This is a genomic window from Kribbella sandramycini (assembly GCF_013131805.1).
Classification (GTDB): domain Bacteria; phylum Actinomycetota; class Actinomycetes; order Propionibacteriales; family Kribbellaceae; genus Kribbella; species Kribbella sandramycini.
The window spans coordinates 148,447-172,694 of record NZ_JABJRC010000003.1; the positions used below are offsets into that span (position 1 = coordinate 148,447).

Genomic DNA, 24,248 nt, shown 5'->3' on the forward strand with positions numbered 1-24,248 from the left:
CGTGGAGGCCGGGCAGTCCGTTGAGGTTGTCGTGAGCAACCAACATGGGTTGCATGCGCGGCCGGCGGCGCGGCTGGTCGGGCTGGTGAACGGGTTCGACGCCCGGGTCACCGTCACCGATGTGGACACCGGGCACGGGCCGGTCGACGCCGGCAGTCTCAGCATGGTCGCGACCTTGAACGCGATTCGCGGGCACTTGCTGCGGTTCACCGCAGACGGTCCGGAGGCTGACGCGGCTCTGGCGGCGATTCAGGAGCTGGCCACGGAGAACTTCGGCGATGACGAGCCCGCCCGTTTCCCGGCCCGCCTGAGCGCGCCGACGGACGGCGACAACGGCGGGTCCGGGCTGGACGTCGCGTACGGCCCGGCCGTCCTTGCCAGCGGCATCGTCGACGTCGACGGATATGTTGCCGGTGACAACGAGTCTGCCCGGCTGGAAGCAGCGGTCGAGGCGGTCGCCGAAGAACTGCGCAGACTGCGCGATGCGAGCCCCGACCTGGCTGGGATCTTCGAAGCACAGTTGGCGTTGCTGACCGATCGGCAGCAATTGAAGGAGATTCGCGAGGTCCTGGATCGCGGTGCGTCAGCCGTGAACGTCTGGCAGCTGGTCTACGACCGGCTCGCGGAGCGGTTCGAGGCGCTGCACGACGCGTACCAGCGGGAGCGCGCACAGGATGTTCGGGCGGTGCGCGATCGGGTGTTGCGGCATCTGACGGGCACCACGGAGGACAGCCCGATCGAGGTCGAGACGGAGCAGCCCGCCATCCTCGTCGTCCCGGAGCTGGATGCGGCGACGGCGGCCATGCTGGACGGACACCGGTTCGCGGGCGTCGCCGTACGGGCGGCCGGAGCAACCGGTCACGGCGTGATCGTGGCTCGCTCGCGAGGGATCCCGCTGATCACCGGCATCGGCGACGTGGATGTGCCGGCCGGGGCCGTGGTCGCGTTCGACGCGCGCAAGGGCTCGTTCGAGGTCGACCCCGTGGTGGAGCAGGTGCGGGCGACGATCGCGGAGCGCGTCGCCGAACAGGAGCAGGCGGCCGCGGAGGCCGAGTTGCCGGCGGTGACCGTCGACGGTCGCACGGTTGCGGTGCTGGTGAACGTCGGCACGGTTCAGGATGCGCTCGCGGTGCGGGGCGCCGACGGGTCCGGGTTGGTGCGGACCGAGCTGCTGTTCGGCGAGCGCCGGACGGCGCCGACCGTCGCCGAGCAGGTCGAGGCGTTCCGAGCGGTGGCCGCGGCGCTGCCGGGTAAGCCGATCACGATCCGCACCTGGGACGTCGGCGGCGACAAGCCGCTGCCCTTCCTGCCACAGGAGCCGGAGGCCAACCCGTTCCTCGGCGAGCGCGGACTGCGCGCCTTCCGGCGGCAGCCGGAGCTGCTCCGCGACCAACTCGAGGCAGTCCGGCAGATCGCTGCCGAGATCCCGGTGCATGTGATGTTCCCGATGGTCACCACGGCCGACGAGGTCGCCTGGGCGCTGGACGAGCTCGGCCCGCGCCCGGAGGGTCTGAAGGTGGGCATCATGATCGAGGTGCCCGCTGCGGCGCTGCGGGTGGCCACGCTGACCACTGACCTCGACTTCGTCAGCATCGGCACGAACGACCTGACGCAGTACATCACCGCGACCGACCGGACCAATCCGGCCGTGGCCGCGCTGGCCGACGGGCTGGACCCGGCGGTGCTGCAGCTGATCGATCACGTCGTCCGCAACGCCGGCGTACCGGTGGGAGTGTGTGGTGACTTGGCGAGCAACCCGCAGGCGGCTGTGATCCTCGCTGCGCTAGGTGTGCACGAGCTGAGCACCATCGCGCCGCAGGTACCGCTGGTGAAGGCCAGACTGCGGGAGGCCGATCTCAGACTGATCGACACGGCCGCAGTGCTGGCTGCGCGGGACGGGGATCAGGTACGCGCTTTGCTGTAGTAGCGCAGCTCGACCAGGTTGAAGCCGGGGGTGCGTTCTGCCTTCGCCGGAAGCGTGTAGCTCTCCCCCGGCTCCAGGTAGGTCACGTCAGGCTGCGCCAGGTCCAGATCGACGACCAGCGCCGGGTAGGCGCCGGTGCGCCAGGTGTAGGTCGCACCGGCGTCCGGCGTCACGTGCTGCACGCGGACGTCGTCCTCGTCGACGACCACCTTGGTGGGGACCTCACCCACCTGGTCGAACCCGGCCTCGGCGGTGGCCGCGGCGTCGTACGGGTCGCCGGAGGCCTCCTCCCCCAGGTCGAGCAGCTCGATCAGGCGGTTCAGGTACAGCGCGGCGCCGTCGTTGGTGAGCATGTGCACCGGCGACACCGGCCGGTAGACCGAGCCGCCGACGGTCTCGCTCAGCTGGCGCGCTGGGCTCCCGTCGAGCCAGTCCATGTGACAGGGCGACGTCGACAGGCACAGGACGACGTACGGGTTGTGGTGCAGGTGCCAGCCCTGCGCCTCGCCCGGCGCCAACTCCACCTCCCACACGCGGACGCGGGAGTTCTGCAACAGCACCCGCGTGCCGATCTCACCGAGAACCACCTCGGTGCCGTCGGGCGCGGTGACGGCAGTGCCTGCGGTCATGCGGTCTTCTCCTCGATCGCTCGTTCCATGGCGACACCGGCCAGCTTCACGCCGTCCGGCATCGGCAACTCGGCAGTCCCCACCTCGACAAACCCGAAAGCCTTGTACAGCGGCACTCCGGGCAGCGTGGCCATCAGCGCCAGCCGGGTAAACCCCTCAGCGCGCGCTGCGTCCGTACAGGCCGTCAGAATCGCCCGGGCCAGGCCGCGGCGCGTCCAGTCGCTCCGGACGAACATCGCCCGAATCCGCGCCGGCTCGGTTGCCGGGTCCAACAGCCGCTCGTCAGCCCCGGCCGTACTCGCGTTGAACAGCTTGTTCCGCCGACTCCAGCCGCCGCAGGCCACGACCTCCCCGCCGACCTCGTGCACGTAGTACGTGCCGTCCGAGATCAGCGCCGGATCCAGCGTCGTGATGTGCTCAGCCGCGCTCGCCGTCTCCACAGCATCATGAAACGCCGGAAACAGCTCCAGAACCGACGCCCGCCCCAACGCCGCCACCGCAGCGCTGTCCTCAGGCACCGCCAACCGCAACACAGGCTCCACACCCCCAGGCTATTTCACGACCCTCGGCACGGGTGAAATGGAGGGACCGGCTGCCGGACATCTCCTCTGTATGACGGTGACATCCATTGCGGCTCGAAACGGACCATGGCAGGAGGGGCTCGTGGTGGGCGCACGGCCTCGAGAGCGGTTCGAGGAGCTGTTCGACGCGCATCGGGACGCTGTGTTCGGCTACCTGCGGCGCCGGATGGACAGCGGGGACGACGCGGCTGATGTGCTGGCAGACACGTTCCTGGTCGCCTGGCGGCGGCTGGACGACGTACCGGACGGGCCACAGACCAGGGCCTGGCTGTACGGCGTAGCGCGGCGGGTGTTGGCCAATCACCGGCGTGGTGAGGGCCGGCGGCACGCACTGGGCGAGAAGCTGCGGCTGGAGTTCAGCCAGCACGCCGAGCCCGACGCGACGCTGCCAGATGACTCGGCGGCAGCGCGGGCGTTCCGCGCGCTCCCCGAGGCGGACCGGGAGCTGCTCTCGCTGGTCGCCTGGGAGGAGCTCGACTCCGCCCAGATCGGGACTGTCCTCGGCATCTCCCGCAACGCCGTCCGCATCAGACTCCACCGGGCCCGGAAGCGCTTTGCCAAGCTGCACGCGGGCTTCTCCACCAGCGAGGTTTCCTATGAAGACGCCTGAGATCGACGCCGCAGTCCGCGCTCTCGCCCCGCAGCACACCAGCACGATCAGCAACGCCGCCTGGGCCGAGCTGGCTGACGCCGTGGTGAGCGCCGACGCCGCCGCCGTCCGTACGGCACGGGCGCCGCGCAGGCCGCGGATGCTGATCGCCCTGGCCGCCTCGCTACTGATCGTCGGCCTGGTCGGTGCTGCGCTCGTCAGCCGACCTGGGCAGAACCAGCCGCAGGCGCTGTCGTTCACCGAGCGCGGTGACAAGATCATCGTCCGCGTGGTCGACTTCGAGGCCGACGCCGCCCGCTACACCGCGGACTTCCAGCGGATGGGCCTGGACATCAAGGTCAACGTCGTCCCCGTCAGCCCGCCGTTCGTGGGGCAGCTGTCCAGCTTCAGCGGCCGGACCGAGCAGGACACGTCCCAGTTCCGCTTGCTGGCGCCGGGCGAAGCCTGCAACGGGACGCTCACGGCTGCCGATCCCGGCTGCCAGGACGGCCTGGAGGTCCCGAAGAACTACAACGGCAAGTCGACCATCGAGTTCGGCCGCACCGCGAAGCCCGGCGAGCAGTATTACCACACCTCGTTGAGCGCCACCGACAAAGGCGAGCTGCTGGAAGGCCTGAACCTGGACGGCCTGAAGGTCGGCGACGCGGTCCCGCTCGTCAAGACGCGTGCGGTGCAGCAGATCGGCTACCTCGTCGAGACAGCCCCCTCCAGTTTCGACGACCGTCAGAGCGTGCCCGCGGACTGGTACGTCCACGGCACGCAGACCTTGCGCCAAGGTGAGGTCAGCCTGTTCGTCGGCCCCAGGCCGTCCTGAGTTCAGACGCGCGAGCCGCGGCGGGCCCAGGTCCAGGCGAAGTAGTTCCAGACCAGGACGCCGCCGGCGCAGAAGAGGCCGAACAGGATGTTGTCCAGGTCGCGCGGGTTGGTCAGGAGGCCGTAGCCGATCAGGAGGAAGGGCAGGGAGCAGGCGACGGCGATGCCGAAGCCGACCCAGCGCCACGGGACCCCGGCTGGGGCCGGGGCGGTCGGCTCGTCGAGCTGAGGCATCGGGAGGCCGTCGAAGACCACTGCGAGCTCGGCTCGGGTGGTCGCGGCGTAGAGACGGTCGCTTCGGCGCTTGAGCTCCTCGGTGTCGAGGCGGCCGATGCTGAACTGTTCGGCGAGCGCTGCCGAACACGCTGACCGCTCCGCGTCGCTGAGGCGCAGCCGTAGCCGGTCCTTCTCGCGGCGGATCACCGGTTGCCGCCGCCGCTGCGTGAGCGCCGCTGCGGTCACCTGACCCAGCGTGCTCCACGGCGCCTGCTGGAATTGCCGCACCAGCTTCAGCCGGCCTACTCCGGCCTCGGTGAGCCCGTACTCGGTTGGCAGGTCGTCCTGGGGGTAGCGCGCGACGAACGTCTCCGAGACCAGCTTGTCGAGCAGCTTCTGCACTTTCGGACCGCGAACGCCGAGCCGGCGAGCCAGCTCGATGCGGCTCAAGTCGCCGTGCTCCATCGCCTCGAGCAGCTTGTGCTCCAGCGCGCCGATCTCCTGCGGATCGACGAAGCTCACCACGGGCTGCTGACCCGGGACGTCGGCAAGCCGCTGCACCGGCTCCTCCAGCGGGGCCTTGCGCCACTCGCGCGTCCGCTGCTCCTCCGTGGCACCGCTGCGATCGCGCAGCTGGGCGATACCGCGCACAGTGAGGCTGTAGCTCGTCGGCTGCGGTGGCCGCGGCAGCGCGTGCACCAGGGCGCGCGCGACGAATACGTCGAGCACCTCCTGCACGGAGCGCTCGGACGCACCCGTCCGCCGAGCCAACTCCGCGCCGATCAGCGCCGAGTCTTCGAGATGCGCGAGTACTGCGAACTCCAGAGCCGAATCCCCCACCGGAGAAGTATCGCCCGGCTACGGAGAGCTAGTCGAATGTCAATTGCAGCAATCCACCGGAGTACGTCGGACGCAGTGCGGCCTCCACTCGGACGTGCTGCGCCCGTACCGGCGTGAAGGTGGTCGTGTTGAACCGATCGCGGGCCACCTCGTACGCCGAAGCCCCCGTGACCGGGCGCCAGGTCGCACCGTCCAGCCAGAGCACCCGCCACGACGCAGGTACTCGGCACTGGCCGAGGCCCGTGTCGTCGAACCAGTACGCCGACACCCGCCGCAGCTCACGCGCTTCGCGCAGGTCGTACTGGATCCACTCCGTCGTGCCGCGCCGGTCCCACCAGGTGAAGCGCGGGATCGAGGTGTCCGCTGACGACGAGGGCAACCGTCCGTCGTCCGCTGCCTCTAGCGAGTCACCGTCCCAGACGTGGGACGCCGTGACCCGGGTGCGCCGGAGCCACTGCTGCCCCTGCGCCGCGACCTGTGGGAAGGAGCTCACTCGCAGCCGTGCAGCGCCCATGGGGATCAGATTGACTGTTTCGACCGGCTGGACTGAGCGGGCTGGGCTCTGCTGCAACAAACCGACGACATTCTCGCTGTCGGTCTCCCATTCGGGGATGCGCCGCGCTTGCGTGGTCAGGGCGACCGGAACACCCGCTGTGGTGAAGGGGTTCGCGCCAGCGTCTGTGCGTCGGCGTACCGGCTTGAACTGCGCGTCTTGGACCAGACCGTAGTTCCACGGCGACTCTGGATGCACTGCGAGCTCCGGCCAGTCCGCAGTACCGCCGATCTGTTCGTAGCGCTCGTCGATGGCCAGTGAGTAGGTCAGTGGGCCGCGGTCGACGGATACCGAGTCCTGGTTGGCCTCCCAGACCCGCGTGCGGACCTCCATCGGGAGGACGAGCCGGACTCGGTCATTGGCCCGCCACTGCCGGTCCAGCTTGATCCAGCCGCCTTCGGAGCGGACTCGTTGCCGCTCTCCGTTCACAGCGACCGTGAAGCTGTCCGCCCAGCCGGGAACCCTTAAATACAACGGGAATCGCGCGGATCCCTGCACTGTGAGGTCGACGGTGTCGCCGAACGGATACTCCGTGTCCTGGACGATGCTGACGGTCTGACCGCCGGCGACTTTGGCTGTCACCTTGCTGGCGGCGTACATCGAGGCGGCCAGGCCGTTGTCGGTCGTCGCCAGCCATAGCTCCTGGACGTAGTACGGCCAGCCCATGCCGTAGTTGTGCGGGCAGCAGCGGTACTGGTGCACGCCGTACTTGTAGGCCTGCATGGCGAAACCGTTCTGGAACTGGCCGTGCTTGATGCGGTCGTCCAGGTCGACGCTGTTCGCGCAGGTGATGTAGTGCATCACCTGCTGCTGCGGGTCGTACGACGCCGGGAGCGAGTTGAACGCCAGCTCTTCACAGCGGTCGGCCCAGACCGGCTCACCGGTGAAGCGGGTCAGCATTTCGAAGCTGTGCATCATTTCGACGATCCCGCAGGTCTCGAACCCCTGACGCGGGTCACCGAAGCCGGGGCGCGAGTTCTCGTCCCCGGCGAAACCACCGCCCGGGAACTGGCCGTACTGGCCCATCACGGTCGCGTAGTTCCGGTACGTCGCCGCCCGGTGCTGCTCGTCGCCCGACAACAGCCAGTACTGCAAGGGCTCGCGGAAACCCTGGGCCAGGTTGACGTTGTGCCAAGTGGGGATGCCGTTGACGTAGTCCGCAGAGCCGGAGTGCATCTTGTTGACCAGGTCGAGCAACCACTGGTCACCGGTGCGGTTGTACAGCCAGTACGCGCTGTCGATGTTGTCACCCCAACGGAACGCACCCCACGAGCGGTTGAACACCTCAGCCGGCTGCGTGTTCTGGAACCGCAGGTACTTCGTCATGAACGGAACGACGCGATCGTCACCGGAGTACTCGTGCCAGGACCGGAACGCGCCCAACAGTGGCATGCCCGGCCAGAAGTCCGGACCGCTCTCCAGGGAGGTTCGGAGTCGCTCGGGGCCGAACCAGCCGTCTGCGGCCTGCGTGCGCAGGATGCCGTCGATCCAGCGATGTGCACGCGTCAGTACGCCGGTGTCGCCGGTGACGTAGCCGAGGTCGCCGAAACCGCGCAGCCAGTACGGCAGCTCCTCCCAGGCGCCTTTGGCCGGGTCGACCCAGCCGTTCGTGTCGTAGACCAGGAAGTCGGAGATCTCGTCGTACCGGCCGCACAGCCCGCGGACTTGGAGGTCCAGCTGCTGAGCCAGCCAGCCGCGCGGCTCGATCGCGCCCGGCGGCAGCTTCTGGAACGGCACCGGACGCAGCGGGGCGCGCTGCGGCACGTAGTGGCCGCCGCGACCCGCAGGTGGGGCCAGCGGCGCGACGGCTTCGGCAGTGGTCGGTTCGAGCGCGCTCACGGCAGCCGCCGCGGCAAGGGTGACGCCAAGGAATTCACGGCGTGGGAGTCCCTTCGATGGAGTCATGGCACAACCTGCTTTCGGGTGATTCGGGGGCGGACGATCACACCTGTACGGAAAAACGGCACACGTTTTCCGTGCTGTTAAGGTAGCACCATGAAGCGGCCGGCGGTACGGATCACGGATGTCGCCGCGTTGGCCGGGGTCTCGGCCGGGACGGCGTCCAAGGCGCTCAACAACACCGGCCAGCTCAGCCAGGAGACGCGCGCCCGGGTGCAGCGAGCGGCCGCGCAGCTAGGTTTCACGCCGGATGCGCGCGGCCGGGCGTTGTCGTCGGGTCGGACGTACACGGTCGCGCTGCTGACCACCGACAGCTCGGGCCGGTTCAGCATCCCGATCATGCGCGGCGTCGAGGACGTGCTGAGCGCGGGTGAGCTGGCGACAGTCCTGTGCGACACCCGCGACGATCCGCTACGCGAGCAGAGCTATCTGCGGTCGCTGGTCGCGCGTGGGGTCGACGGCATCGTGGTGACCGGCCGCCGGACGGAGCCGCGCCCGCCGATCGACGTCCCCCTGCCGGTCGTCTACGCGATGGCAGCGTCGTCCGACCCGTCCGATGCATCGGTGCTCGTCGACGACGCAGCCGGCGCCGCAGCGGCCGTCACGCACCTGCTCGAGCTGGGGCGGAGCCGGATCGCACACATCACCGGCCCTGCCGACCACCGGTCTGCGATCGAGCGGGCCCAGGCGGTCGCCGCGACGACCACGCTGGTCGGTCCGCCCCTGTTCGGCGAGTGGAGCGAGCAGTGGGGCCGTCAGGCGACGGACGTCGTACTGCGCACCCACCCGGCCGTCGACGCGATCAGCTGTGGCAGTGACCAGATCGCGCGCGGCGTGTGTGACCGGCTGCGTGAGCTGGGGCGCGACGTACCGACCGAGATCGCCGTCACCGGCTACGACGACTGGCCGGTGATGGCGCTGGCAAGCCGGCCGCCTCTCACCTCGGTCGACCTCCGCCTCGAAGAGCTCGGACGCCGAGCCGCACAACTCCTCCTCGACGCGATCGCGGGCCGGCCACACCACGGCGTCCTCGAACTCCCCGCCGTCCTCATCCCCCGGGAATCGACGCTAGGCAGCTGACCCTCAGCGATTGGCCCCTTGGCGAGCCCAGCGGAAAGCCAGCGCCGTCCAGAGCAGCGGCGGAATGCCAAAGATGGCAGCGGCCACCTCGCGGCCGAAGACCAGAAAGAGTAGCCCCAGCAGGAAGAACGGGGCAGCAACCCACACCGCGCCCACGAAGGCAGCCCAGCGCCACCGGCCGGTTGGGCGGCGGACGGGCTGGTAGAGCGAGGGGGTAGGGAGGCCGACGAACGCCTGCTGGAGATGCGCGTGGGTAACGGCCTCCTGAACGAGATCGACCCGGCGGTGCAGCTCGTCTTCGTCCAGCCGCCCCAGGGCGAACTGCTCGGAGAGCTCGTCGATACCGACGCGGCGCTCCTCGTCAGTGAGGCGAATATTGGCCACGCGACGGCGCGCCGCAACCACCCTCGCCTCCTGCCCCGCAGCCGCAGCTCGCCCCATCAGGTCAGCCGGCTTGACCGGACGCCGCTCCACCATCCACCTCACCTCACACTCTCCCTACGAGTGTGCCAGACGATGGAGCAGCGCCAAGTTCGGTCAGTTCAGGGCGTTCGGGAGCGTGGCGGTCCAGGCTTCGCGGAGCTCGGTGAGGGGGAGTTCGAACTGGTCCTGGAGATCGAGGGTGTCGCCGGTGATGACGCCGATCCTGGTGTGCGGGAAGCGGCGGGCGGTGCACATGTCTGTGAAGCGGACCTCTTCGGTGCGCGGGACGGCGACGACCGCGCGGCCGGCCGACTCGGCGAACAGGAAGAGGAACGGGTCGAGGCCGTCGGGAGCCCAGACGCGGGCGCCGACACCGCCGCGGAGGGCGGACTCGACCAGGGTCTGGGCGACGCCGCCGTCGGAGACGTCGTGAGCGGCGTCGATCAGGCCGTCGCGGGAGGCGTTGATCAGGATGTCGGCGAGCTGCTGCTCGGCGGCCAGGTCGACCGCCGGCGGGCGGCCGCCGAGGTGGCCGTGGACGACGTGCGCCCACTCGGAGCCGGACAGCTCTTCGGCGGTCTCACCGAGCAGGTAGAGCTGGTGGCCCTCCATCGCGGTGGTGAAGCCGATCGGCGTCCGCCGGGTGACGTCGTCGATGACGCCGAGGACGCCGACCACCGGCGTCGGCAGGATCGGGGTCTCGCCGGTCTGGTTGTAGAAGGAGACGTTGCCGCCGGTGACCGGCATGCCCAGCTCCTTGCAGCCGTCGACCAGGCCTCGGATGGCCTCGGTGAACTGCCACATGACGGCCGGGTCCTCGGGGGAGCCGAAGTTCAGGCAGTCGGTGACGGCGACCGGGCGGGCGCCGGTGGTGGCGACGTTGCGGAAGGACTCGGCCAGCGCGAGCTTGGCGCCGGTGTACGGGTCCAGCTTGGCGAACCGGCCGTTGCAGTCGGTGGAGACGGCGACGCCCAGGCCGCTGGTCTCATCGACGCGGATCATGCCGCTGTCCTCGGGCTGCGCGAGCACCGAGTTGCCGAGCACGTAGCGGTCGTACTGGTCGGTGACCCAGGACTTGTCGCACAGGTTCGGCGAGGCGACCAGCCGCAGCAGGGTGTCCCGCAGCTCCTCGGCGGTCTTCGCCCGCGGCAGCTTCTCGGCGCCGTCGGCCTGCAGCTCGTCCTGCCAGGACGGCCGCTCGAACGGGCGGTTGTAGACCGGGCCGTCGTGCGCGACGCTGCGCGGCGGCACGTCGACGACGCGCTCACCGTGCCAGTCGATCTCCAGCTTGCCGGTGTCCGTAACCTCGCCGATCACGTCGGCCTGGACGTCCCACTTGGCGCAGATCTTCAGGAAGGCCTCGACGTTGTCCGGCGTGACCACCGCCATCATCCGCTCCTGCGACTCGCTCATCAGGATCTCTTCCGGGGCGAGCGACGCGTCCCGCAGCGGCACCTTGTCGAGTGAGACGTGCATCCCGCCGTCACCGGCGCTGGCCAGCTCGGATGTCGCACAGGACAGCCCGGCGCCGCCGAGGTCCTGAATCCCCTCGACGACCTCGGCCTGGAACAGCTCGAGGGTGCACTCGATCAGCAGCTTCTCCATGAACGGGTCGCCGACCTGGACGGCCGGGCGCTTGGTCGGGCCGCCCTCCGCGAAGGTCTCGGACGCGAGCACCGAGACGCCGCCGATCCCGTCGCCGCCGGTCTTGGCGCCGTACAGGATGATCTGGTTGCCCAGACCGGTGGCGTTCGCCAGGTGCAGGTCCTCGTGCCGCATGACGCCGACGCAGAGCGCGTTCACCAGCGGGTTGCCGAGGTAGGTCGGGTCGAAGACGACCTCGCCGCCGATATTCGGCAGGCCGAGGCTGTTGCCGTAGCCGCCGACACCGGACACGATCCCGGGCAGCACGCGCTTGGTGTCCGGCGCGTCCAGCGGGCCGAAGCGCAGCGGGTCCATCACGGCGACCGGCCGGGCGCCCATCGCGAGGATGTCGCGGACGATGCCGCCGACGCCGGTGGCCGCGCCCTGGTAGGGCTCGACGTACGACGGGTGGTTGTGCGACTCGACCTTGAAGGTGACCGCGTAGCCCTCGCCGATGTCGATGACGCCCGCGTTCTCACCGATCCCGGCGAGCATCTTGCCGGCCGGGGTCTCCTGCGGGATCTCGCCGAAGCGCCGCAGGTGCACCTTGGACGACTTGTACGAGCAGTGCTCGCTCCACATCACCGAGTACATGGCCAGCTCGCAGCTGGTCGGACGCCGGCCCAGGATGTCGCGGATCCGCTGGTACTCGTCCGGCTTCAGGCCGAGGTCCGCCCACGGCTGCTCGACGTCCGGGGTGCTCTCGGCGTTGGTGACGGTGTCAGTCGACACGATGGGACTCCTGCACTAGGTGGGACTCAGGTGAAACGGTAACCGGCGACGCGAGGAGGTGCGCCACCAGCAGCGGTACGGCGAAGCCGGTCATGATCGCGGGCAGCGCGACCCCGGCGTCGTTCAGGAGCATGCCGACCAGACCACAGGTCGACAGCGCCAGCAGAGCCGGCCGGATCATCGGCAGACTCGAGTAGAAGGCCCGGTACGCCGGGAACGGGACGCGGCCCGGTAGGACGGTGGCCAGCATCGCGACCACGACGCCGGCCAGCATCGCCCAGCCGGCGACGCCGTAGAAGAACTGCATGGCCATCTGCAGCTTGCGGATCAGGACGTCGGCGGCGTCGCCGTCCAGCAGACGGGCGAAGAACGTGCCGAAGTGGCTGCGCTCCGACGCCGGCCGCAGGTAGTCGAGGTAGGCGACACCTGTCACCGCCAGCACGCCTGCCGCGCCCACACCGACCAGCGCACGGAACGAGATACTCCCCCGCCAGGTCAGCCAGGCCAGCAGCAGTACTGCGGGGGTCAGCGCGATGATGCCGCCGAAGTCCGTCCCCCAGCCCGGTCGGCCGTCGACCACGATCGCAGCGCCGCCAATCGCGAGTACTGCGAGCGCAGCCTGCATACGGCTCTTGTCGACCAGCCGCTGTGCCGCCCAGCCGGCCACAACGAGCGCAGCGACCGCCAGAGTGGCGAACGTCGAGTTGCCGAAGCCGTAGAAGCGCCCACCGATCACAGGGCCGTCGGTGAACATGCTGCCGAACTGCAGCGGCGTACCGAGGACGCCGTCGATCAGCAGGATCACGTACGCCACGAGCGCGATCCCGAGGAACGCATAGCGTTTCAGGACCACCTGTGCGAGCCCAGCGATCAGAGCGCTGATCCCCAACACCACGCAGTACAAGGAGAATCCAGGCGCCGGCCACCGCCACCAGAGGGTGATCGTGGACAGAAAGACCGCAATGAAGAAGCCGGCCTGGGTGAGCAGTGCGAACGTCGCTGCGGTGCGAGAGCGCGGCGTACGGCGCAGCCAGAACCAGGCCACCGCCAGCAGCTCCAGCACGAGGATGGTCATCGAGACCGCGACCAGCATCGGCCGCGGCTGCTCGAAGCGCTGGTTGGTGTCCAGCCGCTCTTCGATCACCGCAGCCGCGTCACCGTGCCGGTCGCCGTCGACCCGCACCGGACTCCCGTCGAGGGAGACGGCGGGAAGCACGGTGGCCGTGACATCGGTGAGCTGGATCAACTTCGGCCGCCGGGTCGAGTCGCTGGTGAGCCACCGGCCGCCGTCGTCCGTCGGGAACCGCATCGCGACCAGGAGCTGCTGGTGTGCGTTCGCCAGCTCCTGCCCGACCCCGACCAGAAGCACTCGACTGTCGGTCGCCATGGCCTGTTCGACCAGCCCTGCGACCTTCTGACGCGCCTCCTTGCGGCCCTCGCGGGGTGGCATCGCCCCGGCATCGACGATGGCGTGAGCGCAGTCGCTGCCGACCACCTTCGCCGGGTCGAACGTCGGGAACCAGTTGGCGACCGAGCCGTCCTTCTTGGCGACCGCGAGCGCGGCCCCCGGACCGAACCCGCAGACACGGCTCTCCTCGTCGGCCAGGCGGCCGAGGAGCGCATCGGTGTGCCGCTCGCTCTGCAGGTCGACGTACGACTGCCAGCCGGGGATCTTGCCGTCGGTGACCTGCGGCAGCTCACACGGCCGGTCGGGGTCGCTGGCCCAGGCTCGGGTGCCCGCGCTGAGCGTGAGCCAGCCGTCCACCGGGCAGGTGTGCGGGCCGGCCGTCTTCACCGTGATCGACCCGACGTCGGCCTTGCCGATCAGCGCGGTCAGCTCCGGCGACGCCTGGACGTCCGCCCAGGTCAGGCCCGGCACGCCGATCACCACGACCTTCGGCGTCACAGCGGCACTCGCCGGAGCCGCTCCGGCGCAGGCCAGCAGGCCCGCGACGGCGACAAAGAGGGTGCGGAGCAGGTGGCGCCGCAGCCCTGAGCGTCTCATCAGGAGGCGACGACGGCCTTCAGCACCGAGGTGAAGAAGCCCAGGCCGTCCGTGGTCGGTCCGGTGAGGTTCTCGACGGCGTGCTCCGGGTGCGGCATCAGGCCGACCACGTTGCCCCGCTCGTTGGAGATCCCGGCGATGTCGCGGTACGAGCCGTTCGGGTTGCCGAGGTAGCGGGCGACCACCCGGCCCTCGCCCTCCAGCCGGTCGAGTGTCGCCTCGTCGGCGACGAACGAGCCGTCCTGGTTCTTGAGCACGATCGTGATCTCGTGATTCGCGTCGTAGTCGCTCGTCCAGGCGGTGGTGTTGTTCTCGATCCGCAGCCGCTGGTCCTTGCAGACGAACTTGCGGTGGTGGTTCTTGATCAGCGCGCCGGGCAGCAAGTGCGACTCGCAGAGCACCTGGAAGCCGTTGCAGATACCGAGCACCGGCAGGCCCTCGCCCGCCTTCTTGATGATGGTCTCCATCACCGGGGCGAACCGCGAGATCGCGCCGGCCCGCAGGTAGTCGCCGTAGGAGAAGCCGCCGGGCAGGACGACCGCGTCCACGCCCAACAGGTCGGCGTCGCCGTGCCAGAGCGCGACCGCCTCGGCGCCGGCCACCGCGGCCGCGCGGCGGGCGTCGGCGTCGTCCAGCGAGCCCGGGAAGGTGACGACCCCGATCTTCACTGTGCGTCGCTCTCGACGTGCAGGGTGAAGTCCTCGATCACGGAGTTGGCCAGCAGGGTGTCCGCGGCCTTGCGGATCTCGGCGACCCGCTCCTCGGTCGCCTCACCGTCCAGGGTGATCTCGAAGCGCTTGCCCTGACGGACATCGGCCACGCCGTCGAAGCCGAGCCGGCCGAACGCGCCGTGCACCGCCTTGCCCTGCGGGTCGAGGATCTCGGGCTTGAGCATGACGTCGACGACAACGCGAGCCACTGACTACTCCAGGTCTCGTTCCGGGGTGACGCCCGAATCCTACCGACCGCCTCCCGGATCGCCCCAATCCGGACTATTAACACAGTACATACACTGTGTGTATAGTGACGCTATGGCAACAGCTGAACTCGTTCTGGGACTGCTCTCCGGCGGGCCCGCGCACGGGTACGACGTCAAACGCGGGCACGACGCCTGGTTCCCGGACAGCCGGCCGCTGGCGTTCGGGCAGGTGTACACAACGCTCGGGCGGCTGGAGCGGGACGGCCTCGTCGAGGTGGTCGAGAAGACCTCCGGCGGCGGCCCGGACCGGACCGTCTACGCGCTGACCGGCAAGGGCCGCGACCACCTCACCGATTGGCTCACCGATCCAGTCCCGCCGGCCTGGGGGAACGCGGACGAGATCCTGCGCAAGCTGGTCGCCGCCGTCCGGACCGGCGGCGACGCGGCCGCGTTCGTCGCCCGGCAGCGGGCCAGCCACCTGCGCCGTATCCGCGAACTGCAGGACAACCCCGCCGAGCAGGACCCGACCTCACCGATCGTTCGCGACTACATCGTCGCGCACCTGGACGCCGACCTGCGATGGCTCGACGGCGCCCTGGACCGCATCTCCCAGCAGGAGGTATCCGAATGACCACGCCGGCTCTCGAGCTCACCGACATCGAGTACAAGTACCGCCGCAACGTGGCGCTGCGCGGTGTCTCGCTGCAGATCAACCCCGGGGAGATCGTCGCGATTACCGGCGCCAGCGGGTGCGGTAAGTCCACCCTGCTGCATTGCGCGGCCGGCATCCTCACTCCGGACGCCGGAGCGGTGCGAGTCAACGGTCAGGAGCTCGCATCCCTGTCAGCGGACGACCGTGCGGCGCTTCGGCGTACGCAGATCGGCGTCGTACTGCAGTTCGGCCAGCTCGTCCCGGACGTGAAGCTGGTCGACAACGTGGCCCTACCGCTCCTCCTCGCCGGCCACTCGCGCAGCGAGGCACATGTGCAGGCGCTGGAGTGGCTGAAGCAGGTGGGCATCGAGGGTGAGGCGGACGCCGTCCCGGCGGAGCTGTCCGGCGGTCAGAACCAGCGAGCCGCCGTCGCACGCGCTCTGGTCACCGGTCCGTCCATCGTGCTCGCCGACGAACCCACCGGCAGCCTGGACAGCCGCGCGGGCAAGGAGCTGCTCGAAGTACTCGTCCAAGCGGCCCGCTACCGCGGAACCGCCTTGGTGATGGTGACCCACGACAACCTGGTCGCCGCTTCCGCAACCCGGGAGATCCGGCTGCGGGACGGCGTCGTCCAACACGAGGTGGTGCTCTGATGACTGTTGAAACCATGCTCCAACTGGCCCGATCCCGGACGCCGGCGGACCGCAGCCGCATCCGGCTGACTGTGGCGGCGTTGTCCCTGAGCGGAGCCTTCCTGCTGGGCGCGCTGCGCGTGCTCAGCCTCGGCGGCGGCACAATGTCCGCCGACGTCTACAGCAACTACGTTGCCGAGCCCGGGCTGCGGATCGGTCTGAGCGCGATCCTGGTCCTTCTGGCTGCGCTCACCGCCGGGCTGGCTGTCCAGGCCTTCCGGCTCGGCACAGCGGCCCGGGAGCGGCGTCTGACCGCGCTCCGGCTGGCAGGCGCTTCCGACAAGCAGGTGCGGCGGTTGTCCGCGACAGACGCGGCCACGGCGGGGTTGGCCGGCGGTCTGATCGCGGGGCCGGTCTATCTGGCGCTCAGTCTGCTGCTGGGAGCGCTGCCGCGGGTGGCGCGCATTCTGCCGGGCGTTCAGCTTCTGGACCTGGCTGCGTGGCTCGCGGTCATCGTGGTGACCACTGCGGGTGGCGTACTGCTCGCAGTCCTACTCCATCGAGACGATCTGGAGCCACGAGCCGAGCACCCGCCAGTGCGGCCCGGTCTGCCCAAACTGGTGGTCGGGGTTGTGCTGACGGTCATCGGCGTCGTCGCTGCGCCTTGGGTCGGTCTCATCGCGGCAGCGATGGGTCTGATCGGAGTCGCGCTCATTGCGCACAGCACGAGCGCGGTGTGGGTTCAGGCTGTGGGACGGCGACTGTCCAGCTCAGGCGACCCTGTTCAGCTGCTCGCCGGCAGCAGGCTGATCGCCGAGGGCCGGGCGTCGGCCCGGCTCGGTGCGCTGCTCGGCTTCTGCGGCCTGCTGGTCGGAGCCACCCTCAACGCGATGACAGCCGTGATCCGGTCCGACCGGAGCATCGACGACCTCCAGTTCTACGGGACCGGGTTCGGGTTCGCGGCCTTGGCGCTACTGCTGGTGGCAGGCACTGTGCTGGCAGCACTGGTGGTCGGCGTCGCCGATCAGTTGGTCGACCAGCGCCGCCAACTGGCATCCCTGACCGCCTTCGGTGTCGACGTTCCGTTCCTGCGGCGCGTCGTCCAGCGGCAGCTCGCACTGGTTGCCGCCCCGGCCCTGGGGATCGGGATGGCGGCCGGAATGCTGATTTCGCTCGGAAGGTTGATCGGCGGCACCCGCGAGCCCTACGACCCGGTCTACATCCCGCTCGCGGTGGCGCTGCTCGTCATTGGCGGTCTGCTCGCGCTGGGTGGTGCGGCGCTGGCTGGGCTCTTCCTGCGCAACCAACTGAAGGACGCGCTGCACCCGGAAAATCTCCGGGCCGCCTGATGAGGTCGCCGTATCCCCAGGCATGGGACTGGGGCTAGCACTACCGACACCGGCTGCCGACTCCACATACGCTCGGGGCATGTGGGTTTGGCAGCTGGTGCTGGCGATCGGGTTCGGGATCGGGTCGGCCATCGTCCCGGTCCTGAACGCCGAGGCCTACGTCCTCGGAGTGGGCGTCTCCGGCAAGCTCGACCCGGTGGTGGCCGCGATCGGCGTCTCGGTCGGGCAGACCATCGGCAAGGTCGCCATGTTCCTCGCCGTCCGCTATCGGCCCGGATACGCCGACCGGAAGACCAAAGAGCCCAAGCCGGTCGACCTGGACACCCGCTGGGGCCGGTTCGTGCAGTGGAACCGCGGCGTCAGCAAACGGCTGCTGGACGCGATGAGCGACCGGCGCTGGGGCGTCCCGGTCACCTTGCTCAGCTCGTCCGTCGGCATCCCGCCGCTGTACGGCGTCGCCCTGATCGGCGGCGCCTCCCGGATGGGCGTGCTGACGTTCAGCGTGTCCGTGCTGATCGGCCGAGCCGCCCGCTTCGTCCTGCTGGCACTCGGCGTCGGCCTCTTCTAGGCCTTGAAGGTGTTGCCGGTCAGCTGCTCGTAGGCGGCGATGTACGCCGACCGCGTGCGCTCCACGACCTCATCGGGCAGCCGCGGCGGCGCCTCGCCGGAGTGCCGGTCCCAGCCCGAGTCGTACTGCAGCCAGTCCCGGATGATCTGCTTGTCGTACGACGGCTGCAGCCGGCCCGGCTCCCACTGGTCGGCCGGCCAGAAGCGGCTCGAGTCCGGCGTGAGGACCTCGTCGGCCAGCACGATCGTCCCGTCCGGCCGGGCGCCGAACTCGAACTTGGTGTCGGCCAGGATGATCCCGCGCGCTTCGGCGGTCGCCCGGGCCCGGGAGTAGATGTCCAGCGTGGTGGCCCGCAGCGCGGCGGCGGTCTCCGCACCGACCTTGGCCACGACGGCGTCGTACGAGACGTTCTCGTCGTGCTCGCCCAGCTCGGCCTTGGTGGCCGGGGTGAAGATCGGCTCGTCCAGCCGGGACGCTTCGACCAGACCGGCCGGCAGCTCGACGCCGCAGACGGCGCCGGTCGCCTGGTAGTCCAGCAGGCCGGAGCCGGTCAGGTAGCCGCGGGCGACGCACTCGACCGGGAACATCTCCAGCTTCTCGCAGATCACCGCACGCCCGGCGACCTCGGCCGGGACGTCGGTGGACAGGATGTGGTTCGGCACGCCGAGGTGCTCGAACCACCACAGGCTCATCGCCGTCAGGACCTTGCCCTTGTCCGGGATCGGCGTCTCGAGGATCCAGTCGAAGGCGCTCTGCCGGTCGCTCGCCACCATCAGCAGCTCGCCGGACTCCAGCTCGTACAGGTCCCGAACCTTGCCGGAGTGGATGTGCTTCGCACCGGGGATGTCAGGAGCCTGCGGAGGTGTGGTCACGTGCTGATTGTTCCATCAGCGCTTTCTGCGCAGTGCCGCAGCTCCACGGGTTACTCCGCCGCCCGCCCAGAGCAGGAGGTCTCGCAGCCAGATCGCCGCCGGGTTGTCGAGCTGTCCGACCCGCCCGATCTGCCGGGAGCGCTTCACCAGTTTGGTCGCGATCGGACGGCGTTCGGCGTCGTACTGCGCCAGCGCGGCGACCGGGTCGGGCGTACCGCTCAGATGACGGGCGAGCGCGCCGGCGTCCTCGATGGCTGTGCAGGCGCCGCGGCCAAGGTTCGGCGTCATGGCGTGGGCGGCGTCGCCGAGGAGGGCGATCCGGCCGATCGCGAACGGGACCAGTGGGAGCGGCAGGTCGTAGATGTCGTTCTGGAGGGTGGTCCGCGTGTTGGCCAGGAGCTCCGGGATGGGGTCATGCCAATTGCCGTAGCGGCGGATGACCGTGGCCAGGTCACCACCTTGGCCGGCGGGTTGGTTGGCGGTCGCGTACCAGTAGGTGCGGCCGTCGATCAGTTGAGCGATGCCGAAGCGCTGCGCCGGGCCCCACGTCTCACCGCCGCCCGTTGCCGGGATGTCGGCGATACCCCGGTAGGCCGTGTAGCCCGAGTACTGCGGACCGGCGTACTGCGGGTGGAGCGCGCCCCGGACGACGCTGCGCAGCCCGTCCGCCGCGACGAGCAGGTCGGCGCGCAAGCTGCCGTTGACCAGGACGCCGTCGTCGTCCTGGCTGACCGTGGCGACTTTGTAGCCCGTACGGACCGTGACGGCCGGACCGAACTCCGCGGTGATCAGCTCGTGCAGCTGCGCCCGGTGGATCATCACCGGCAGCTCTACGCCTAAGTCGGTCGCAGCGACCACCCAACTGCCACGGGCCTTCCGCAGCCCGGCCGGACCGGACAGGGCTCCCGACTTGTCGATCCCCTTCACGCCGAGCTCATTGAGGACGGTGACCGCCCCCGGCCAGATCGAAATGCCCGCGCCGACCTCCCCCAAGGCCGGTGCGCGCTCCAAAACCATTACCTCCCAGCCACAGCTCTGCAGCGCCACGGCCGCAGTCACTCCGCCGATCCCCGCTCCCACCACGATCGCCGTCCTCATGCTCTGGACTCTACATATGTAGAGTCCGGTTGAGAAGTGCGAGGATGACGAGTGTGACGAAGCAGGTGCCGCTGGGGTCGGATCGCCGGGATGCGATCGCCGACGCCGCGATCCGCCTGGTAGCCGAGCGCGGGTTGCGCGGGCTGACGCACCGGGCGGTCGACACCGCGGCCGGGCTGCCGCCTGGCTCGACGTCGTACTACCTGCGCACGCGCAGCGCCCTGCTGACCGCCTGCGTCAACCGGATGCTCGAACGGGACATGACCCTGGTGGCGCCGCCAGAAGCCACGCTGTCGCCGGTGGAGCTGGTGACGGCGATGGTGGTCGGTCTGGCGGCGGAGCGGCCGGCAGATCTGCTGGCGCGGTACGAACTGTCACTGGAGGCCAGTCGGCAACCAGAACTGCGGGCGGCGATCGACACCGGCGGGCGACAGTTGCGGGTGTTACTGGGTCAGCTGCTCGCGAGCCTCGGCGTACCGGACGCCGAAGCAGCCGCATGGCCGTTGGCCGCCATGCTGGACGGCCTGCTGTACGACCGCGTCGCCGGGGCCGGCACCACCTTGTCCGACGAAGCGTTCGAGGCCGGCGTCCGCCGTACGGTCACAGCCGTGTTGGACGGCTTGGTCAAAGACGATCCGTCACGGTGACCCAGGTGAAGTAGGCGACGCCGAGCAGCATTCCGACGTGGCCGAGCAGGCTCAGCCCCGCGCCGCCACCCCAGCCCGCCACCCCAGCCCGCCAGCACTTTGCTGGGTCAGCCCACGCGACGGTGGGTGGTACAACCGCACACGGGTGGCCCACCCACCGGCTTCCTGGCCGGCCCAACAAACGCGGAGGAGCTAGCCCGGTTGCGGCTGGCCTTGCTGGCCCGGCATTTGGCGGAAGCGGCCGTCGGGGCCGCCGAACTGGCCCTGCTCGGTCGAGGTACCGTCCCAGGAGTGGCCGACGGCCATTCCACCGAGGAAAGCGAGGACGGCGATCAGCGAACCGGCGCCGGCGAGCACCGCGCCCTTGGGACGACTGGGAGTGGTTGGCGGCTGAGGGTTGGTCATGAGGAGCTCCTGAGGTCGTAGAGGGTGGTGTTGCCGATGGTGGTCGCTGGAAAGGTGTCGGCTACCCAGTCGGCGATCTCGTTCGATCCGCCACCGCGGCCGCCGAAGCCGCCGCCACCGGCGACGAAGTAGTGAACCTTGCCTTGAGCAACGAGCTCTTTGAACTCGGCGAGCGTGGGCGCCGGATCGGTGCCGTTGAAGCCGCCGATGGCCATGATCGGGACGCCGGAGGCGATCTGAAGTGGGGCGGCGCCGTTCGCGGTGACGGCCGCGGCGGCCCAGGTGTAGCCGGCGGCGCCTTGCTGGAGGGTGGTGACGAGCTCACTTGAGACGTTGCTGGTACCGGCGCCACCCAGGAAACCGCCCCCGCCGCGCCCACCGGTTCCGTTGGTGAAGAAGCCGCCGCGGCCACCCATCCCGCCGGGGCCGGCGGAAGGTAAGGCGCCGGCGTGAGCGGTGGCGATCGTGCTGAGGGAGTACGCGGTGGGGCCGGTCAGGGCGGTCAGCACCAGGAGGGCCGCAGTGGCGACACCGAAGCGATTCCCCAGTTCGGGGAGGAGTAGCAACGCACCGGCGGCCAGCAAGCCGGCGATCAGCACCACCCAACGCAGCCACGGATGCCACGTCGGCGTCTCGTTCAGCAGCGCGAACGACCAGCCCGCCGTCAACAACGCGCCGCCAACTAAGGTTGCGCGGGGCAACAACTCGGCCCGGCGCTTCCACAGCACCGCCATCGCGGCCCCGATCACCGCACCGATGGCCGGTGCCAGCGCGATCATGTAGTAGCTGTGGATGATCCCTTGCATGTAGCTGAAGACCAGCCCGGTGCTGATCAGCCAGCCGCCCCACAACACAGCGAAGGCCCGGGTCCGGTCCGTGCGTGGCGCACGACCGGCGGCTACTACGAGGACGACGGTCGCCAACAAGGCCGCCGGCAACAGCCAAGCGACCTGCGACGCGAACTCACCACCGAACAACCGCTGCACCCCGGTCGCGCCACCCCAGCCAGGGTTACCCGTTCCACCACCGACCGACCCGGCCTCGTTCCCGTTCAACCGGCCCAGCCCGTTGTAGCCCAGCGTCAGCTCGAGAATGCTGTTGTTCGCCGACCCGCCGATGTACGGCCGCGCCGACGCAGGCAACAGCTCGACGATCGCGACCCACCACCCCGCGCTGACGACCAGCGCAACCATCGCGAGCACGCTGTGCACGATCCGTTTCCCGAGCGCGGACCTGCCCGCGACCAGGTACGCCAGCCCGAACGCCGGCAGGATCAGGAACGCCTGCAACATCTTCGCCAGGAACCCGAACCCGACCAGCGCGCCCGCCAGTAGCATCCACCGCGCCGCGTGCCGCTCGGAGTCGATCGCCCGCGTCACCGCCCACGCCCCGGCGCACAACAACATGATCAGCAACGCATCCGGGTTGTTGAACCGGAACATCAGGACGGCGACCGGCGTCAGCGCCAGAATCGCTCCCGCGAGCAACCCGGCGTTGGCCGAGAACCACCGCCGCACCGACGCGTACACGAACCCGACACTCGCGACACCCATCAGCGCCTCGGGCACCAGCATGCTCCAACTGCTGAACCCGAAGATCCGCCCCGACAGCCCCATCACCCACAACGCCCCCGGCGTCTTGTCCACGGTGATGAAACTCGACGCGTCAAAAGCCCCGAAGAACCACGCCTTCCAGCTCTCCGACCCGGCTTGGACGGCGGCCGCGTAGTACTCGTTGGCGTGTCCGTTCTTCGACAATCCCCACAGATAGGCGATCGCGGCGCCGAGCAGCAGTCCGCCGTACAGAATTCTGTCCCGGCTGAGGGTGATCGGGCTCGTGAGAGTCCGTGGTGCGGTCAGCGTCGCCATGTCAGTTGCTCCTGCGGTTCGAGAGTGGGAAGAGTGGGTGCGTCGTCGTCGAAGACCCAGGCCTGGAAGAGCGTGAAGCGGACGATCGTCGCGGCCAGGTTCGCCAGCGTGAGTACGACGACCTCAACGGCCTGATGCGGTACGGCGACCGCCGTGTGCAGCAGCCACAGCGAACAAGCCGTCAGGCTCCAGCCGATCCCGAACGTGACCAGCCCACGCAGCTGATGCCGCCACCGCCCCTCGACGCCGCGGACGCCGAACGTGATGCGCCGGTTCAGCGCAGTGTTGCCCACCGCCGTGATCAGCAACGCCAGCACATTCGCGACCTGGGCCGGCATCCCCTGCCGCAACACGAGATACAGCAGCGCGTACGCCACCGTGCTCAGCACGCCAACCGCGCAGAACCGCAACGCCCGCGCCGCGAACGCCGTCCGCGGATCGAGCACCCGCGGCCGCCCGTACACCTGCCGGATCGGCTCCAGATCGGGCCGGCTGCGAGCCAGCCGCGCGATCCCGCGCAGATCCTCGGCGACCGTCCTGGCGATCGCGACCCGCGAGTCGAGGTCGTCGATCCAGTCGACCGGTACTTCGTGGATCCGCAGCCCGGCCCGCTCCGCGAGCACCAGCAGCTCGGTGTCGAAGAACCAGCTGGTGTCCTCGACGAGCGGCAGCAGCTCGCGGGCGACATCCGCCCGGATCGCTTTGAACCCACACTGCGCATCGGAGAAATGCGTACTCAAAGTTGCTCGTAGCAACAAGTTGTACGACCGGCTGATGAACTCCCGCTTCGGACGCCGGACCACCCGCGACCCGTTCGACAGCCGGGTCCCGATCGCGACGTCGCTGTGCCCGGCGAACAACGGCGCGACCAACGGCAGCAACGCGTTCAGGTTGGTCGACAGATCCACGTCCATGTAGGCAAGCACGTCGGCCGTCGACTCCGACCAGACCTGCTTCAGCGCCCGCCCGCGCCCCACCTCCTCGATCCGCAGCACGCGAACCCCCGGCAGCTCGAGCGCCAGCAGCACGCCGATCTCGTACGTCGCGTCCGTGCTCCCGTTGTCGGCGATGCAGACCTCGGCCCGGTACGGGAAGGCGGTGTCCAGGAACTCCCGTAACCGCCGGATGTTCGGGCCGAGGTCGTGTTCCTCGTTCTTGACGGGTACGACGATCTCGACCCGCGGCTGACCTGAGCTCTGCATGTCTCGATGCTGTCCGGCGAAGCTGAGGCGGCCCCGGCGTCCGGCTGGCAGTTGGCTGGGAGTGTGCGACATGCGGCCGGACGCGCA

General features: G+C 69.5%; 23 protein-coding genes. 9 read left to right on the forward strand and 14 right to left on the reverse strand.

What is annotated here, in order from left to right:
- Position 1: 1 nt before the first annotated feature.
- The gene (locus tag HPO96_RS14155; RefSeq protein WP_337796693.1) at positions 2-1,924 is read left to right on the forward strand and encodes an HPr family phosphocarrier protein; all 1,923 of its coding nucleotides are present in this window, start codon (positions 2-4) and stop codon (positions 1,922-1,924) included.
- Here HPO96_RS14155 and HPO96_RS14160 read toward each other — a convergent pair.
- Both HPO96_RS14160 and HPO96_RS14165 read right to left on the reverse strand, forming a co-directional pair.
- Positions 1,903-2,553, reverse strand: a complete 651-nt coding sequence (locus HPO96_RS14160; RefSeq protein ID WP_171673903.1) for a cupin domain-containing protein — start codon at positions 2,551-2,553, stop codon at positions 1,903-1,905. The two genes, HPO96_RS14155 and HPO96_RS14160, sit on opposite strands and share 22 nt — an antisense overlap.
- Positions 2,550-3,095 carry a GNAT family N-acetyltransferase gene (locus HPO96_RS14165; protein ID WP_171673904.1) on the reverse strand — a complete coding sequence of 182 codons (546 nt, stop codon included), beginning with the start codon at positions 3,093-3,095 and terminating at the stop codon, positions 2,550-2,552. The genes HPO96_RS14160 and HPO96_RS14165 overlap by 4 nt, the downstream gene beginning before the upstream one ends.
- 124 nt (positions 3,096-3,219) lie before the next feature.
- Between HPO96_RS14165 and HPO96_RS14170 the strand changes: the two genes are divergently transcribed.
- Positions 3,220-3,744 (forward strand): RNA polymerase sigma factor, encoded by a 525-nt coding sequence (locus HPO96_RS14170; protein ID WP_337796635.1) that lies wholly within the window; start codon positions 3,220-3,222, stop codon positions 3,742-3,744.
- The gene (locus HPO96_RS14175) at positions 3,731-4,558 is read left to right on the forward strand and encodes a hypothetical protein (protein WP_171673906.1); all 828 of its coding nucleotides are present in this window, start codon (positions 3,731-3,733) and stop codon (positions 4,556-4,558) included. Before HPO96_RS14170 ends, HPO96_RS14175 begins: the two co-directional genes overlap by 14 nt.
- 2 nt (positions 4,559-4,560) lie before the next feature.
- On the opposite strand, the gene HPO96_RS39630 is transcribed toward HPO96_RS14175, so the two are convergent.
- Entirely contained in the window at positions 4,561-5,613 is a 1,053-nt protein-coding gene (locus HPO96_RS39630; RefSeq protein WP_171673907.1) for a DUF1707 domain-containing protein, read from the reverse strand.
- Between the two features lie 28 nt (positions 5,614-5,641).
- Positions 5,642-8,071, reverse strand: a complete 2,430-nt coding sequence (locus HPO96_RS14185; protein WP_171673908.1) for a beta-L-arabinofuranosidase domain-containing protein — start codon at positions 8,069-8,071, stop codon at positions 5,642-5,644.
- 90 nt (positions 8,072-8,161) lie between these two features.
- Between HPO96_RS14185 and HPO96_RS14190 the strand changes: the two genes are divergently transcribed.
- The gene (locus tag HPO96_RS14190; RefSeq protein WP_171673909.1) at positions 8,162-9,145 is read left to right on the forward strand and encodes a LacI family DNA-binding transcriptional regulator; all 984 of its coding nucleotides are present in this window, start codon (positions 8,162-8,164) and stop codon (positions 9,143-9,145) included.
- Between the two features lie 3 nt (positions 9,146-9,148).
- Here HPO96_RS14190 and HPO96_RS14195 read toward each other — a convergent pair whose 3' ends face one another.
- The 5 genes from HPO96_RS14195 to purS are packed head-to-tail and all read right to left on the reverse strand — an operon-like array spanning position 9,149 to position 14,868.
- Positions 9,149-9,622 (reverse strand): DUF1707 SHOCT-like domain-containing protein, encoded by a 474-nt coding sequence (locus HPO96_RS14195; RefSeq protein ID WP_171673910.1) that lies wholly within the window; start codon positions 9,620-9,622, stop codon positions 9,149-9,151.
- Positions 9,623-9,682: 60 nt separating this feature from the next.
- On the reverse strand, positions 9,683-11,944 hold the full coding sequence (gene purL, locus HPO96_RS14200) for a phosphoribosylformylglycinamidine synthase subunit PurL (protein WP_171673911.1): 2,262 nt from the start codon (positions 11,942-11,944) through the stop codon (positions 9,683-9,685).
- Positions 11,934-13,949: a DUF2339 domain-containing protein gene (locus tag HPO96_RS14205; protein WP_171673912.1), complete on the reverse strand. Its 2,016-nt coding sequence runs from the start codon at positions 13,947-13,949 to the stop codon at positions 11,934-11,936. The genes purL and HPO96_RS14205 overlap by 11 nt, the downstream gene beginning before the upstream one ends.
- Positions 13,949-14,617 (reverse strand): phosphoribosylformylglycinamidine synthase subunit PurQ, encoded by a 669-nt coding sequence (gene purQ / locus HPO96_RS14210; protein ID WP_171673913.1) that lies wholly within the window; start codon positions 14,615-14,617, stop codon positions 13,949-13,951. The genes HPO96_RS14205 and purQ overlap by 1 nt, the downstream gene beginning before the upstream one ends.
- Positions 14,614-14,868, reverse strand: a complete 255-nt coding sequence (gene purS / locus HPO96_RS14215; protein WP_171673914.1) for a phosphoribosylformylglycinamidine synthase subunit PurS — start codon at positions 14,866-14,868, stop codon at positions 14,614-14,616. Before purS ends, purQ begins: the two co-directional genes overlap by 4 nt.
- Before the next feature lie 112 nt (positions 14,869-14,980).
- Here purS and HPO96_RS14220 point away from each other — a divergent pair, with 112 nt between their 5' ends.
- From HPO96_RS14220 to HPO96_RS14235, 4 genes are all read left to right on the forward strand, one after another.
- The gene (locus HPO96_RS14220) at positions 14,981-15,499 is read left to right on the forward strand and encodes a PadR family transcriptional regulator (protein ID WP_171673915.1); all 519 of its coding nucleotides are present in this window, start codon (positions 14,981-14,983) and stop codon (positions 15,497-15,499) included.
- Positions 15,496-16,173, forward strand: coding sequence for an ABC transporter ATP-binding protein (locus HPO96_RS14225; protein WP_171673916.1), 678 nt, complete (start codon positions 15,496-15,498; stop codon positions 16,171-16,173). Before HPO96_RS14220 ends, HPO96_RS14225 begins: the two co-directional genes overlap by 4 nt.
- Positions 16,173-17,501 carry an FtsX-like permease family protein gene (locus HPO96_RS14230; RefSeq protein ID WP_171673917.1) on the forward strand — a complete coding sequence of 443 codons (1,329 nt, stop codon included), beginning with the start codon at positions 16,173-16,175 and terminating at the stop codon, positions 17,499-17,501. The genes HPO96_RS14225 and HPO96_RS14230 overlap by 1 nt, the downstream gene beginning before the upstream one ends.
- A 79-nt stretch (positions 17,502-17,580) precedes the next feature.
- On the forward strand, positions 17,581-18,069 hold the full coding sequence (locus tag HPO96_RS14235; protein ID WP_171673918.1) for a YqaA family protein: 489 nt from the start codon (positions 17,581-17,583) through the stop codon (positions 18,067-18,069).
- On the opposite strand, the gene HPO96_RS14240 is transcribed toward HPO96_RS14235, so the two are convergent.
- Both HPO96_RS14240 and HPO96_RS14245 read right to left on the reverse strand, forming a co-directional pair.
- The gene (locus HPO96_RS14240; RefSeq protein ID WP_171673919.1) at positions 18,066-18,941 is read right to left on the reverse strand and encodes a phosphoribosylaminoimidazolesuccinocarboxamide synthase; all 876 of its coding nucleotides are present in this window, start codon (positions 18,939-18,941) and stop codon (positions 18,066-18,068) included. The two genes, HPO96_RS14235 and HPO96_RS14240, sit on opposite strands and share 4 nt — an antisense overlap.
- Positions 18,942-18,956: 15 nt before the next feature.
- Positions 18,957-20,039, reverse strand: coding sequence for an FAD-dependent monooxygenase (locus tag HPO96_RS14245; protein ID WP_171673920.1), 1,083 nt, complete (start codon positions 20,037-20,039; stop codon positions 18,957-18,959).
- A 53-nt stretch (positions 20,040-20,092) separates the two neighbouring features.
- Between HPO96_RS14245 and HPO96_RS14250 the strand changes: the two genes are divergently transcribed.
- Positions 20,093-20,686, forward strand: coding sequence for a TetR family transcriptional regulator C-terminal domain-containing protein (locus tag HPO96_RS14250; RefSeq protein ID WP_171673921.1), 594 nt, complete (start codon positions 20,093-20,095; stop codon positions 20,684-20,686).
- A gap of 192 nt (positions 20,687-20,878) precedes the next feature.
- Here HPO96_RS14250 and HPO96_RS14255 read toward each other — a convergent pair whose 3' ends face one another.
- Genes HPO96_RS14255 through HPO96_RS14265 form a run of 3 tightly spaced genes read right to left on the reverse strand, consistent with a single transcriptional unit; the run spans position 20,879 to position 24,161 of the window.
- Positions 20,879-21,091 carry a hypothetical protein gene (locus HPO96_RS14255; protein ID WP_171673922.1) on the reverse strand — a complete coding sequence of 71 codons (213 nt, stop codon included), beginning with the start codon at positions 21,089-21,091 and terminating at the stop codon, positions 20,879-20,881.
- Complete coding sequence (locus HPO96_RS14260) at positions 21,088-22,959, reverse strand: glycosyltransferase family 39 protein (RefSeq protein WP_171673923.1); 1,872 nt, start codon at positions 22,957-22,959, stop codon at positions 21,088-21,090. The genes HPO96_RS14255 and HPO96_RS14260 overlap by 4 nt, the downstream gene beginning before the upstream one ends.
- Positions 22,947-24,161 carry a bifunctional glycosyltransferase family 2/GtrA family protein gene (locus HPO96_RS14265; RefSeq protein WP_171673924.1) on the reverse strand — a complete coding sequence of 405 codons (1,215 nt, stop codon included), beginning with the start codon at positions 24,159-24,161 and terminating at the stop codon, positions 22,947-22,949. The genes HPO96_RS14260 and HPO96_RS14265 overlap by 13 nt, the downstream gene beginning before the upstream one ends.
- Positions 24,162-24,248 lie beyond the last annotated feature (87 nt).